Source organism: Microlunatus endophyticus (assembly GCF_014646195.1).
GTDB classification, from domain to species: Bacteria; Actinomycetota; Actinomycetes; order Propionibacteriales; family Propionibacteriaceae; genus Microlunatus; species Microlunatus endophyticus.
In genome coordinates, this window is record NZ_BMMZ01000011.1 from 58,170 (window position 1) to 71,696 (window position 13,527).

The 13,527-nt window shown below is 69.5% G+C and carries 10 protein-coding genes; 6 read left to right on the plus strand and 4 right to left on the minus strand.

The genetic code is table 11. The features are described 5' to 3' along the window. Window positions 1-120: 120 nt before the first annotated feature. Complete coding sequence (locus IEY07_RS18715) at window positions 121-1,191, minus strand: LacI family DNA-binding transcriptional regulator (RefSeq protein ID WP_229670323.1); 1,071 nt, start codon at window positions 1,189-1,191, stop codon at window positions 121-123. 143 nt (window positions 1,192-1,334) lie between these two features. Between IEY07_RS18715 and IEY07_RS18720 the strand changes: the two genes are divergently transcribed. The 5 genes from IEY07_RS18720 to IEY07_RS18740 all read left to right on the plus strand — a co-directional run bounded on the left by IEY07_RS18720 (window position 1,335) and on the right by IEY07_RS18740 (window position 8,217). Continuing rightward, window positions 1,335-2,516, plus strand: coding sequence for a Gfo/Idh/MocA family protein (locus IEY07_RS18720; protein WP_229670325.1), 1,182 nt, complete (start codon window positions 1,335-1,337; stop codon window positions 2,514-2,516). Further along, complete coding sequence (locus IEY07_RS18725) at window positions 2,516-3,700, plus strand: dihydrodipicolinate synthase family protein (protein WP_188896930.1); 1,185 nt, start codon at window positions 2,516-2,518, stop codon at window positions 3,698-3,700. The genes IEY07_RS18720 and IEY07_RS18725 overlap by 1 nt, the downstream gene beginning before the upstream one ends. Then, complete coding sequence (locus IEY07_RS18730) at window positions 3,697-4,536, plus strand: sugar phosphate isomerase/epimerase family protein (protein WP_188896931.1); 840 nt, start codon at window positions 3,697-3,699, stop codon at window positions 4,534-4,536. The genes IEY07_RS18725 and IEY07_RS18730 overlap by 4 nt, the downstream gene beginning before the upstream one ends. A 136-nt stretch (window positions 4,537-4,672) precedes the next feature. Beyond that, window positions 4,673-6,439: an ABC transporter ATP-binding protein gene (locus IEY07_RS18735; protein ID WP_188896932.1), complete on the plus strand. Its 1,767-nt coding sequence runs from the start codon at window positions 4,673-4,675 to the stop codon at window positions 6,437-6,439. Beyond that, window positions 6,436-8,217 (plus strand): ABC transporter ATP-binding protein, encoded by a 1,782-nt coding sequence (locus IEY07_RS18740; protein ID WP_188896933.1) that lies wholly within the window; start codon window positions 6,436-6,438, stop codon window positions 8,215-8,217. The genes IEY07_RS18735 and IEY07_RS18740 overlap by 4 nt, the downstream gene beginning before the upstream one ends. Window positions 8,218-8,224: 7 nt before the next feature. On the opposite strand, the gene IEY07_RS18745 is transcribed toward IEY07_RS18740, so the two are convergent. Next, window positions 8,225-9,379, minus strand: a complete 1,155-nt coding sequence (locus IEY07_RS18745; protein ID WP_188896934.1) for a polyprenyl synthetase family protein — start codon at window positions 9,377-9,379, stop codon at window positions 8,225-8,227. 88 nt (window positions 9,380-9,467) lie between these two features. Then, window positions 9,468-10,661 (minus strand): RimK family alpha-L-glutamate ligase, encoded by a 1,194-nt coding sequence (locus IEY07_RS18750; protein WP_188896935.1) that lies wholly within the window; start codon window positions 10,659-10,661, stop codon window positions 9,468-9,470. A 46-nt stretch (window positions 10,662-10,707) separates the two neighbouring features. Here IEY07_RS18750 and IEY07_RS18755 point away from each other — a divergent pair, with 46 nt between their 5' ends. Further along, window positions 10,708-11,208, plus strand: coding sequence for an ATP-dependent zinc protease family protein (locus IEY07_RS18755; RefSeq protein ID WP_229670327.1), 501 nt, complete (start codon window positions 10,708-10,710; stop codon window positions 11,206-11,208). Between the two features lie 24 nt (window positions 11,209-11,232). Here the strand turns inward: IEY07_RS18755 and IEY07_RS18760 are convergent, their stop codons facing one another. Beyond that, on the minus strand, window positions 11,233-13,509 hold the full coding sequence (locus IEY07_RS18760) for a HelD family protein (protein WP_308422958.1): 2,277 nt from the start codon (window positions 13,507-13,509) through the stop codon (window positions 11,233-11,235). Window positions 13,510-13,527 lie beyond the last annotated feature (18 nt).

Consider the following 13,527-nt stretch of genomic DNA (forward strand, 5'->3'; position numbering starts at 1 on the left):
CCGGTCGGGTCTGGAGTCGGGAACTCATCGACCAAAGATCATCGAAACTCAGGTGGGCAGTGCCCTGTCCGCGGAACGTGGTGGCGCCCTGACGCGCTCACCGTCCAACCTAGCACCCGCTCACGTACGGCGCGGGGTGCTTTCCCTGATGATCACCGAACCCTCGATCGGTACCACCCGATGGTTGTTGCCTGCCTCCAGTGCCAGTTCGACGGCTGTCCGGCCGATCTCCTGCAACGGGAGGGCGACCGTCGTCAGTGCGGGGGAGACGTCGCGCAGGGTCTCGATGTCGTCGAAGCCGGCGATCGCCAGATCGCGGCCGAGCACCAGCCCTGCCGTGCGGAAGTACGCCATCGCGCCGACGGCCATCACATCGTTGACGGCAAAGACGAGATCGACGTCGGCGAAGTCCCGGCGGTGCAACTCGGCAGCGGCGACGAAACCGCCGTCCCGGGTGAAGTCGCCGTGCACGATCCTCCGCTGGTGGATCTCGACCCCGAGCTCGGCACAGCGGCCGACGAATCCTTCCACCCGGTCCCGCGCGGTCAACAGCTGCTCCGGACCGCCCAGCACTGCCATCGACCGGTAGCCGAGGCCGACCAGCTGGCCGGCCAGTTCGGCCGCAGCCCCGACGTTGCCGATCGCCACCGTCCGGAAGGCCATGGTGGGCTGGGCGATCATGGTCACCCGTCCGCCGGATCGTTCGTACGCCGCCAGCTCGGCCTCCAGCTCCCGGCTCGCCCTGGGGTCGTTGCGCCGGCTGCCGACCATGATCAGCGACCGTGGTCGCATGCCCCGCATCGCCCGGACCAGTTCCGCCTCGCGCTCGGGCCGGCGTTCGGTGATCGACATCGTGACGACCAGACCCTGGTCCTCGGCGGCCCGCATCACGCCCGAGGCGATCGAGGAGAAATACGGGTCGGCGATGTCCGACACGATCAGCGCGATGGTCTGACTGGTCCCGCGGGCGACCGCCTGCGCCGAATGGTTGGCGGAGTAGTTCAGCCGATGGGCAGCCGCCAGCACCCGCTGGCGATATTCTTCCCGTACGGTTCGGCTCGATCCGTTGAGGGAGCGGGATGCGGTGGCCAAGGACACGCCTGCCTCGCGCGCCACGTCGCTGAGCGTGGCCATATGAGCCGGCGGGATGAACTCTTCACCGGACCCCGCCGGTTGGTCGGTGTCCGTCACGCCTCCACCCTAGACACACGCTTTCCCATCTCGTCAACTGGTCACGCCGATTGACGCGTCGAATAACGGACCAGTACTGTGGCAAGCGCTTTCCAGCCTGCTTTTCAGATCCGGCAACCTTCACGACCCAGAGAGAGTCAAACGTGACAACCAATGAAGTCGGGATCATCGTCAACGGCGTAACGGGGCGGATGGGCTACCGGCAGCACCTGGTGCGTAGCCTGCTGGCGATCCGGGCCGACGGCGGGGTCGAGCTGGCCAGCGGCCGGCGCGTCAACGTCCGGCCCGTCCTGGTCGGCCGCAACGCGGGCCGGCTGGCCGAGATCGCCGGCCTGCACGACGTGGCCGACTGGACCACCGATCTGGACGCAGCGCTGGCCGACCCGGACGTCGACATCTACTTCGACACCCTGTCCACCGGTGCCCGGGTGCCGGCCGTCAAGAAGGCGATCGCCGCCGGCAAGCACATCTACGCCGAGAAGCCGGTCGCGGAGAATTCCGCGGACGCAGAAGAGCTGATCCGGCTCGCCGAGGCGGCCGGGCTGAAGAACGGCGTGGTCCACGACAAGCTGTACCTGCCTGGCCTGCGCAAGCTGCGCCAGCTGATCGACTCGGGCTTCTTCGGTCGGATCTTCGCGGTGCGCGGCGAATTCGGCTACTGGGTCTTCGAGGGTGACTGGATGCCGGCTCAGCGGCCCAGCTGGAACTACCGGGCCGAGGACGGCGGCGGGATCGTGATGGACATGTTCCCGCACTGGAACTACGTGCTGGAGAATCTGTTCGGTCCGGTGCGGTCGGTGTATGCGCGGTCGGCGACCCACATCCCCGAGCGGGTCGACGAGCAGGGCAAGACCTACGCCGCGACCGCCGACGATGCGGCCTACGCGGTCTTCGAGCTCGAGGGTGGCGTGATCGCCCAGATCAACTCCAGCTGGGACGTCCGGGTCAACCGACGTGAGCTGGTCGAATTCCAGGTCGACGGCACGCTCGGCAGCGCGGTGGTCGGGTTGTTCGGTGCTCGGATCCAGCCGCGCAATGCGACGCCGCGGCCGACCTGGAATCCCGACGTCAAGGACGAGCACGATTATCTGGCCGACTGGCACGAGGTGCCGGACACCATCCCGATGGCCAACGCCTTCAGGGCCCAGTGGGAGGACTTCATCCGGCACGTTGTCGAGGACGGTCCGCATCCCTACGACTTCCGCTCCGGCGCGCGCGGGGTCCGGCTCGCCGAGCTCGCGGCCCGGAGCTCTCAGACCGGCGCTCGGGTCGACGTGCCGCCGACGCAGGTCGAGCCGGGTCGGCCCGGTCGGCAGGAGTCGTGATGTCGGCGGTCACCCTGCTGGATGATCATGGTCGGCTCGAGGCGTACGAGATCGGCAGCTTCGAGCCGCTGCCCCGGCCGAACGGCCGGCTGCGGTCGCGGATCGCCTTCGCCGCGGCGCATGTGGTGCCGCCGGCCTGGGCGGACAACGTGCCGGGCGCGCCGGCCGAGATCGACTGGGAGGCGACCCTTGGCTTCCGCCGACATCTGTGGTCCTGGGGTCTGGGCGTCGCCGAGGCGATGGATACCGCCCAGCGCAACATGGGCCTGGACCCGGCGGCCACCCGGGAGTTGATCAAGCGCACGACCGCCGAGGCAAGAACCGGGTCCGGCTTCGATGATCTTGGCGATGCCGTGGTCGTCGGGGTCAACACCGACCACATCGACGAGCCGGTGATCAGTTTCGACCAGGTCGTGGCCGGCTACCTGGAGCAACTGCACTTCGCCCAGCAGCAGGGCGCCGGCGTGGTGCTGATGGCCAGCCGGCATCTGGCCCGGGCTGCACACACGGCAGACGACTATCTGAAGGTCTACGACCGGGTGCTCGCCGAGGTCGATCGACCGGTCATCCTGCACTGGCTCGGGGAGGCCTTCGATCCTCAGCTGGCCGGCTACTTCGGCAGCGCCGACCTCGGCGCCGCGAGCAGGACGGTGCTGCGGATCATCGGTGACCATGCCGATCGGGTGCGCGGCATCAAGATGAGCCTGCTCGATGCGGCCGCCGAGATCGCCCTGCGCGCCGAGCTGCCCGACGGCGTACGGCTGTTCACCGGCGACGATTACAACTATTCCCGGTTGATCGAGGGGGACGGACGGCGGCATTCCGATGCGCTGCTGGGCGCCTTCGCCGCTGTCGCGCCCAATGCCTCGGCTGCGATCCAGGCACTCGACGCCGGCGACCATGATCGATATCACGCGATCCTTGACCCCACCGAGCCGCTGGCCCGGCAGATCTTCGCCGCGCCGACCTTCTACTACAAGACCGGAATCGCCTTCCTGGCCTGGCTGAACGGGCACCAGCCCAGCCCGGCGATGGTCGGGGGATTGCACAGCGCCCGCAGCCTGCCGCACCTGTCGGAGATCGTCCGGCTCGCCGCCGAGGCGCGGACGCTCACCGACCCCGAGTCGGCGGTCGCCCGCTGGCACGGCCTGCTCGGGCTGAACGGGATCGAGGCGCTCTCGTGAGTCCTGATCACGGTCGCTTCTCGCTCAACCAGGCAACGATCAAGTACGCATCGCTCGCCGAGGCCCTCCAGGTCGCCCGGGAGGCCGGCTACCGGAGCATCGGGCTCTGGCGGGAACCCGTACAGGAGGTCGGACTGGACACGGCGGTCGCCCTGGTCGCCGAATCCGGCCTGCGGATCTCGAGCCTGTGCCGGGGCGGCTTCTTCACCGCGCTCGAAGGTGCCGAGCGTGCTGCGGCGCTGGACGACAACCGGCGCGCGCTGGACGAGGCGCACCGGCTCGGCACCGACACCCTGGTACTGGTCTGTGGCGGACTGCCGGCCGGCTCCCGTGATCTCGCTGGTGCCCGGCGGCGGGTCGGCGACGCCCTGGCAGCCCTGGTACCGGACGCGCTCGCGGCCGGCGTCCGGCTGGCTCTGGAACCGCTGCATCCCATGTATGCCGCGGATCGCGCCGTGATCAACACACTTGGTCAGGCCCTTGACATCGCCGAACAGTTCCCTGTCCAGGCGGTCGGTGTCGTGGTCGACACCTTCCACCTGTGGTGGGATCCCGACCTGCTCGCGCAGATCGCCCGGGCGGGCAGCGATCGGATCACCAGCTACCAGATCTGTGACTGGATCACTCCGATGCCGGCCGACAACCTGCTGGCGCGCGGTGTGCCGGGAGACGGGCACATCGACTTCGCACCCCTGACCCGCGCGGTCGCCGCCACCGGCTATGCCGGCGATATCGAGTGCGAGATCTTCAACGCCGACGTCTGGAACACCCCCTACGCCGAGGTGGCTGCGCTGGTCGCCGAGCGCTATCACCAGTTGGTGGAGCCGCACCTCTGAGCGAACCGCGGCTGGGAAGAGCGGCCAGCCGCCGGGGCTCCTTGTGAATCCGATCACGAATGCCTTCCGGTATCGGTCGATAGCTGCCAGGATCTCCGGCATGGCCGGCGCGGGTGCCCGGTAACGGATGCCATCGATGGCACCCGTCCGCCCGCCGGACCCCAGAGCCGAGACCTGGCGCCCGCCGGCGGCTGCTGATCTGGGCAGTCCGCTGCGCTTCCTCCTCTGGCTGACGCGATCCCAGGGCCGCCGCGTCGCCCAGGGGACCGTGCTCGGCATCGCCTGGACGGTCGGTCTTACCGTGCCGCCGTGGGTGCTGTCCCGCGCCATCGATCAAGGGTTCGTCGTCGGTGACACCGCCGCCCTGGTTCGGTGGGCGATGGTGCTGCTGGCCGTCGGGGTACTGAACGCGCTGTTGGGGATCGGCCGGCATCGGACGATGACCAAGGTCAGAATGGACGCGTCCTTCCGGTCCGTCCGGGCCACGGTGGCGCACACGTCCCGGCTGGGTGCCTCGTTGGCGCAGCGGGTGAGCACCGGCGAGGTGGTGACCGTCGGCATCAGCGACGTGGCGACGGTTGCGCAGGCGTTGACGGTCACCGGTCCTGGCATCGGCGCAGTGGTCGGCTACATCGTCGTGGCGATCGTGCTCTTCGGCATCTCACCGTTGCTGGCGGTGGTCGTCCTGGCCGGGGTTCCGTTGCTGGCGGTCGTTGTCGGCCCACTGCTGCAACGCATGATGATCAGCGCGGGCGCCTACCGTGTGCATCAGGGGCAGCTGACGATGCGCCTGGTCGACATCCTGGCCGGACTTCGGGTGCTCAACGGGCTCGGCGGAAAGACGTTCGTCGCCGACCGGTTCGAGCAGCAGTCGCAAGGACTTGCCCGGCGCGGCTACCGGGTCGCCGGCCCCGCCAGCTGGGTGGGAGCCCTGGGGACCGGGCTTCCGGCGCTGTTCGTCGCCGTCGTGGTGTGGCTGTCGGCACGGATGGCTGCCCGCCAGACGATCAGCGTCGGCGACGTCGTCGCCGTCTACGGTTACGTCGCAATGCTGGTGGTCCCGGTGGCCCAGTTCATCGAGGGCGGCGCCGACATCGCACGAGCCAGGGTCGCCGGCCGGCGGATCATCGACCTGCTCCGGCTGCCGGTCGCCGAGGACCGACCTGACCCGCTGCCGCTCCCGGCCGGCGGTGGCCCGCTGGCCGATCGAGCTTCCGGCGTGGTCATCCGCCCGGGTCTGCTGACCGCGCTGATCGCCGGCCCGCCTTCGGACGCGGTTGCGGTGATCGAGCGGCTCGGCCGACCGGCAGCCGGTACGGGGGTCACCTGGGCCGGAGTGCCGGTCGCCGACGCCGACCGGGTGACCTTCCGTAGCCGGTTGGTCCTCGCGGACCACGACGCTGCCGTGTTCGGCGGCACCGTCCGCGAGATCATCGCCGGCCGGCTCGACCCGGATGACGACCGGATCCGTACCGCGCTGGCGGTCGCCGTTGCCGAGGACATCGTCGACGCGTTGCCCGGCGGTCTCGACGGGACCATCGCCGCCGGCGGAAGCGATCTGTCCGGCGGCCAGCGACAACGGATCCGGCTGGCCCGCGCCGTCTACGCCGCAGCCGACGTGCTGCTCGCCGTCGATCCGACGTCCGCGGTCGACGCGAACACCGAAGCGGCCATGATCAGCAGGCTCCGCGAGGCCAGGCAGGGCATGACGACGGTGGTCACCACGACATCTCCGCTGGTGCTCGATCACGCTGACGAGGTCATCGTGCTGGTCGGCGGCGGGGTCTCGTTCGTGGGTGCACATGCCGAATTGCTGCACCGGGACCCCGGTTACCGCGAGCTGGTGTCGCGCGCCCAGGGCAGCGTCGGGGGTACGGCGATGAGTCGGGGGTACGGGCGATGAGGAGCGTCACGGCTGGCCAACTGCCGGTTGCCGGTCCGCGCGAGATTCGTGCGGCCGGCGTAGATGATCTTGGTGCCGAGCGCCCCGCGGTGATCGTCGTCGTCCTGATCAACGGGCTGGCCGCCGCCGCAGGGCTGGTGGCTCCCTGGCTCCTGGGCCGCATCATCGACACCATCCAGGCCGGTTCCTCCGGCGCCCTACCCGTCATCGACCGGCTGGCTTTCGCCGCGCTGGTCGTCACAGCCGTCCAGATCGTGCTGACCTGGTGGGCACTCACCAGCGGCTACCGGCTCGGGGAACGCGCCGCGGCCCGAGTCCGTGAGCGTCTGCTCCGGCGGACCCTGGCGCTGCCACCGCGGATGGCCGATCAGCTGCCGGCGGGCGACCTGATCTCCCGCGGGAGCACCGACACAGCACTGGTTGCGGCGGCCCTGCGCTCGGCCCTGCCGGAGGTGCTGGTGGCGGTCCTGCACGCTGTGTTCCTGATCGGCGCAGCCCTGGTGCTCGACCTGCGACTCGGGCTGTGCGGCCTGGCCGGCCTGATCGGGGTCGCGGTCGCTGTGCGCTGGTACCGGAGAGGGGCCGGTCCGGCCTATCTCGCGGTGGCGGCCACCGGGGCCGAGATCGCCGACGTCGTCACCAACACGGCCACGGGTGCTCGGACGGTGGAACTGCTAGGTCTGGAAGCTCGCCGGACCGAGGCGTCGGAATCCGCCATCGGACTGGCCCGGTCCGCTCGGCTGCGGGCGTTGCGGCTGCGGACCGTGCTCTTCCCGGCGGCGGAGATCTCGCTCGTGCTGCCGGTGGTCGCTGTATTGCTGGTCGGTGGCCTGCTGTACGCAGACGGTCTGGTCAGCCTCGGCATCGTGGTGACTGCAACGGCATACCTGCGCCAGCTCAGTGGGCCCCTGGACACGCTGATGCTCTGGATCGAGCAACTCCAGGGGGCCGGTGCCTCGTACGCCCGGGTGGAGGGGCTGGCCGGCATCCACGACACCCCCGGCACCGCGTCTGTGCCTACCGTTCCGGATCCGAGGACCGGGACCGGCGGCGACCGGCTCCGGGTGGCCGACGCGTACTTCAGCTACACCGGCGAGCGGGATGTGCTGCGGGGCATCGACCTGCAGGTCAGGTCCGGCGAACGGCTGGCGATCGTCGGCGCCTCCGGGGCGGGAAAGTCAACCCTGGCAAGGCTTCTCGCCGGTCTGGACCGGCCGCGGGCCGGCTCGGTGACGATCTCCGGTGTGCCGGTCGCCGACCTGTCGCCGGAGCAGTTGCGGGCACATGTCGTGCTGATCACCCAGGACCATCACGTCTTCCGCGAGACCGTACGGGACAACCTGCTGATCGCCAGGCCGGACGCGACCGATGCGGAGTTGATCGCCGCACTGGCCGTCGTCGGAGCAACCTGGGCGACCGACCTGCGCCGCGGTCGGGACACCGAGATCGGCACCGAGCTGATCCTCGATGGGGCCCGGGCCCAACAGCTGTCGTTGGCGCGCGTCCTCGTCGCCGATCCCCATACCGTGATCCTCGACGAGGCGACCTCCGCACTCGATCCGCGGACCGCGCGACAAACGGAGCAATCCCTGGCGGGCGTATTGCACGGCCGCACCGTGATAGCGATCGCGCACCGGCTGCAGACCGCCCACGACGCCGATCGGATCGCGGTGATGGATGCGGGTCGACTCGTCGAACTCGGCACCCACGAAGAGCTCGTCCGCGCCGGCGGAACCTACGGCAGGCTCTGGCGGACCTGGCAGGGGAATGCCGGATAGCCGGAGATCAGAACTCCCGCCGTACGGCTGCGGCGGCGAGCGCAGTCAGCGCGGTCCGGCCGGCATCGGTGACCGGGCTGGCATCCAACGCCTGCAGCGCCACCTGATGATCATGGTCGATCATCTTCTCCACAGCCTCCCGGGCACCCGAGGCGATGATCACCTGCTGCAACTCGGCGATCCCGTCGGCATCAAGATCAGGATTGCCGACCTGGGTCTCCAGCAGCTTGCGGCCGACCGGATCGGCGCCGGCGATCGCCTGCGCGACCAGCACCGTACGCTTGCCTTCCCGAAGATCATCTCCGGTCGGCTTGCCGGTCAGCTGACTGTCTCCGAAGACCCCCAGCAGGTCGTCGCGATACTGGAAAGCCCGGCCGATCGGAGAACCGAAGGCGCCCAGCCCTTGCTGGAGTTGATCATCGGCCCCACCGAGGGCGGCGCCGAACTGCAGCGGACGCCGTACGGTGTAGCGGGCGGACTTGTATTCGACCACCCGGCTGGCCTCGTCCAGTGCACGCTCCAGACGGCGTTGATCATCAGCGCTCTGGTCGGAGCCGCTGTCGGTGGGCAGATAGCTGAAGCGGTCGCGAGCCTGCGACACGACATCCAGGAACTGCCCGGCGGTCACCTCGGTCCGCATCTCCTCCACGACCGGCAGGGCCCGGCCCAGCACCTGCATCCCCAGCCCGGACTCGTGCAGCATCTGCATCGACCAGATCAGCAGCAGGTCTCCCAGCAGGATCGCCCCGGAGCGCCCGAAGGCCACCGGATCGCCGAGGAAGCCCAGGTCGGCGTGCAGCTGCTCGAACTGCCGGTGGGCGGCCGGCCGGCCGCGCCGCAGATCGGATGCGTCCATCACGTCGTCATGCACCAGCGCACTGGCGTGCAGCAGGTCGAGACTGGCCGCCGCGCGCACCAGCCGGCCCCGCAGGTCGACATCCGGGTCTCCCGCCGCGGCCACGTATCCCCAGTAGCAGAACGCGGGCCGCAGCCGCTTGCCGCCGGCGGCAAGACTCCGGGCGATCCGCAGCAGTGGTTCGGTCTCGGCGCCCATCCGGGTCAGGATGGCCGACTGCCGGTCCAGGAAGTCCGAGATCGACTCGCCGACCGCATCGGTGAACTGCGGGCTGAGTGGTGTCGAGGGGTCCGGCGGGAACGTCACGAAGCCAGCGTACGGCGTGACGAGCCGTATCCGGCGGCCACTACTACGAATCGTAGGATTCACCGGGTGGAGATCTCCGCCATAGCGCTCATTCCGGCGCGGGCAGCGGCTGCTTCGGCAACCGCTTGACCCGCGGCCGCCGCCGCGGCCGGGCCGGTATCAGCGACCGCATCTCCTCGAGTTTCCCGAAGCACAGCAGCCGGTCGTCGGCCTCCAGGACATGGTACGGCAGTGGGTTGGGGATCACCGTCGCGCCCCGGTGCAGGGTGAGGACGGCGATATCGCGCTCGCGCAGCCCTGAATCGCCGAGCGGCTTGCCGATCAGGTTCGCGTCGCCGTGCACCACCAATTCGGCGACCCCGTAGCCGGTGGACACCGACAGCCGTTCGCGGACATCGATCTGGGGGAAGGCGACCTGGTTGGCGATGTAGTCGATCACGGCACCGGCGACATCGAGTTTGGTCGCGGTCTCGATGCCCTCCAGCCCGGGGGATGAGTTGACCTCCATCACCAGCGGGCCGTCGTCGCTCTCCAGCATGTCGACGCCGGCGATCTTGAGGCCCATGATCTGCGCGGACCGGACGGCCGCGTGCTCGTATTCGGTGTCCAGCTCGACGCGCTCGACACCGCCGCCGCGATGCACGTTGGAGCGGAACTCGTCGCCGTTGGCGATCCGGCGCATCGCCGCGACCACCCGGTCGCCGATCACGAGCGCGCGGATGTCGCGGCCCTTGGACTCCTTGATGAATTTCTGGATCAGCACATTCTGCCGAGTGGACTGGAGCGTCTCGATGATCGCCTCGGCGACCTTGATCTCCGGCGCCAGGATCACTCCGATGCCCTGGGTGCCCTCCAGCAGCTTGAGCACCACCGGTGCACCCCCGACCCTCTCGATCGCCGGGATCACGTCGGCGCGGTCCCGGACGAAAGCGGTCGGCGGCATGGCGATCCCGTGGCGGGACAGGATCTGGTTGGCCCGCAGCTTGTCGCGGCTGTTGGCGATCCCGGCGGCGGTGTTCGGCGTGTAGACGTCCATCTGCTCGAACTGCCGCACCACGGCGGTGCCGTAATAGGTGATCGAATTGCCGATCCGCGGGATGATCGCGTCGTATTCGCTCAGCCGGCGGCCGCGGTACTGCAGATCCGGTTCGGCCCCGGACAGGTCGATCGCGAACCGCATGCTGTCCAGCACCCGGACCTCGTGGCCGCGGTCGATGGTCGCGGCCCGCAGCCGCTGGGTGCTGTAGCTGCGAGGCGCGCGCGACAGGATGGCGATCTTCACAAGTCAATCCTGGTCGATCCTGGTCCGATCCTGTTGGATGGTGGGCGTGACAGGCACGCCGACCTCAGGGCCGACCCCCGATCTGCCGCCTCGCATCGTGGGCTGGCGGGAGTGGGTCGGTCTGCCGGGACTCGGGGTCGAGTGGCTCAAGGCCAAGATCGACACCGGCGCGCACACCTCGTCACTGCACGCCTTCGGGATCGAGGAATTCGACCGGGACGGGCAACCCTGGGTGCGCTTCGAGATCCATCCGCTGCAGCGCAGCTCCCGTGATGCCGTGCTGGTCGAGCTCCCGGTCCAGGACCGGCGCCGGGTGCGCAGCTCCAACGGCGTCGCACAGGAACGATTCGTTGTGCTGCTGGAGATCCGGTTGCTGGACCAGGTGATCACCGCCGAGGTGACCCTGACCCGCCGGGATTCGATGGGCCATCGGATGCTGATCGGACGACAGGCCCTCGCCCAGGGCTTCATGGTCGACTCCGCATCCTCTTATCTCGGCGGCAGGCCGCGGCGCCGGATCCGTGCCCGGCATGCGGAAACCGACTAGCGCGCTCCGACGAAGAGGGATCGCCTAGGAGAGAGCGCCGAGCGCCGCCCGCCAGGACGCGTCGGGGCCCCGGTCCAAGGTGATCAACCGCTGGGTCGGCCGGGTCAGCGCGACGTAGAGCACCCGCAACCCTCCGGGGGACTGGGCGACGATCTCGTCGGGGGAGACGACCAGCACCCCGTCGTACTCCAGACCCTTGGCCTGCAAGGCGGTGACGATGATCACCCGGCGCAGATCCTGCTCGTCGGGAGCACCCTCGACCGCGGAGTTGATCATGGCCAGCAGCGACGGCGGGCAGATCACACCGACCGTCCCCTCGACAACGGTGAGCAGATCGCGTACCGCTCGCACCGCGGAGCCGGCAAGATCATCGTCGGCGACCCGCAGTTCGGGGTCGAAGCCGGTCGATCGGACCGCCTTCGGCAGATCGGCATCGGGGTAGGCGTGCACTGCGATCTTGGCGGCCAGATCGAAGACCTCGGACGGGCTGCGGTAGTTGGTGCTCATCCGGAACTCCCGGTGCGGGGCGTTGCCGATCACCTGTTGCAGTGCCCGCTGGGTCTCCTCCGGATCCGGCCAGGAGCTCTGGGCCGGGTCGCCGACGATCGTCCAGCTGGCGTGCTGGCCGCGCCGGCGCAGCATCCGCCACTGCATCGGCGTGATGTCCTGCGCCTCGTCCAGCAGGATGTGGGCGTAGGTCTGGTACGGCTCGGCGAACGGGTCGACTTCGCGCTGGGTGGCGAGCCGGTCCGCGGTGGTGACCACCTCGCGCACCTCGTCACCGGCGTCGTCGAGGAAGATGTTCGGCTCCGACTCACTCTCCGGCAGCGGACCGATCCTGTCGATCAGCTCGTCCAGCAGCGCGCCGTCGGCGACCGTCGGCTCGCCGCCGGCGCGAATGCTGTCGGACAGCAGCTGTTGATCATGGTCGGACAGCCCGCGGGCGACCCGGGCGACGGTCTCCCGGTCGCCGAGCCGGGCCAGGGCGTCCTCGGCGGACAGGTACGGCCACCAGGCGTTGCAGAACATCCGGAATGTGGCCAGGTCGGCCACCAGATCGTCGAACTGGTCGCGTTCCAGGTCGACCTCGGCCGGCTTGCGCTGCCACAGCGCATTGATCAACGCGGCCTCCGCCGCGGCCCGGCCCTGGTTGACCCGGTAGCGCGACATCACGTCGGCCCGGATCCGCGCCAGCTCCTCGGCGCGCAGGATCAGCGGCTCGCCCTTGATCGTGATGGCCAGCAGATCCGGCGCGCCGGCCGGCGGTTCGGCGGCCAGCCGCTTCAGGATGCCGACCATCGACAGCCGCCCCTTGATGGTGGCCACCTCGGCGCTGTCGGCCCGCTCGCCGCTGATCCGGACGACGTCGTCGGCCACGGCGCCGATCGGGCGCAGCGTCACCGACTCCTCACCCAGCGACGGCAGCACCCGCTCGATGTAATTCATGAAGACCCGGCTCGGGCCGACGACCAGCACACCGCCGGACTCGAACCGTCGCCGGTTCGAGTACAGCAGGTACGCGGCCCGGTGCAACGCGACGACCGTCTTACCGGTGCCGGGTCCGCCGGTGATCACGGTGACGCCTTGGTACGGCGCCCGGATCGCCTCGTCCTGTTCGGCCTGGATGGTGGCGACGATGTCGCGCATCTGCGGACCGCGGGCGCGGGTCAGGGCCGCCATCAGCGCGCCCTCGCCGACCACGACCAGCGCCTGGTCGCCTGATCGGGAGTCCAGCAGGTCGTCCTCGATGCCGATCACCCGCTGGCCGCGGGAGCGCAGCACGCGGCGGCGGACGATGTCCATCGGGCTGGTCGGGGTCGCCCGGTAGAAGGGCTCGGCGGCCGGCGCGCGCCAGTCGATGACCAGCGGTTCGTAATCGTCGTCGCGGACGCCGATCCGGCCGATGTAGTGGGTTTCGGAGTTCTTGCGGTCGAGCCGGCCGAACACCAGGCCCTCGTGCTCGGCGTCCAGCGTCGCCAGCCGCTTGGCGGCTTGGAAGGCGAAGACGTCGCGCTCGTAGAGGCCGGTGCCGTCCTCCTCGCGGACGTAGCTGTGGCGGTCGGACTGGTAGAGCGCGCGGCCCTCGGAGGCCACCTGGCGGGCCGACCGCGCGGCCTCGTTGAGCCGGTCGTACACCCGGTCGACGTGGGCCTGTTCGACCGCGATCTCGGCTGCGATCACGTCGGGGGACGTCGTCGGGCGGGCGTGGGAGTTCCCGTTCTCGTCGGACGGTACGGAAGTCTGGCTGTCGGATTGTGCGCTGGATTCGGAGAAAGACTGAGTCTCACCGGATGTTGTCAAGAAAACGATCCTTACCCC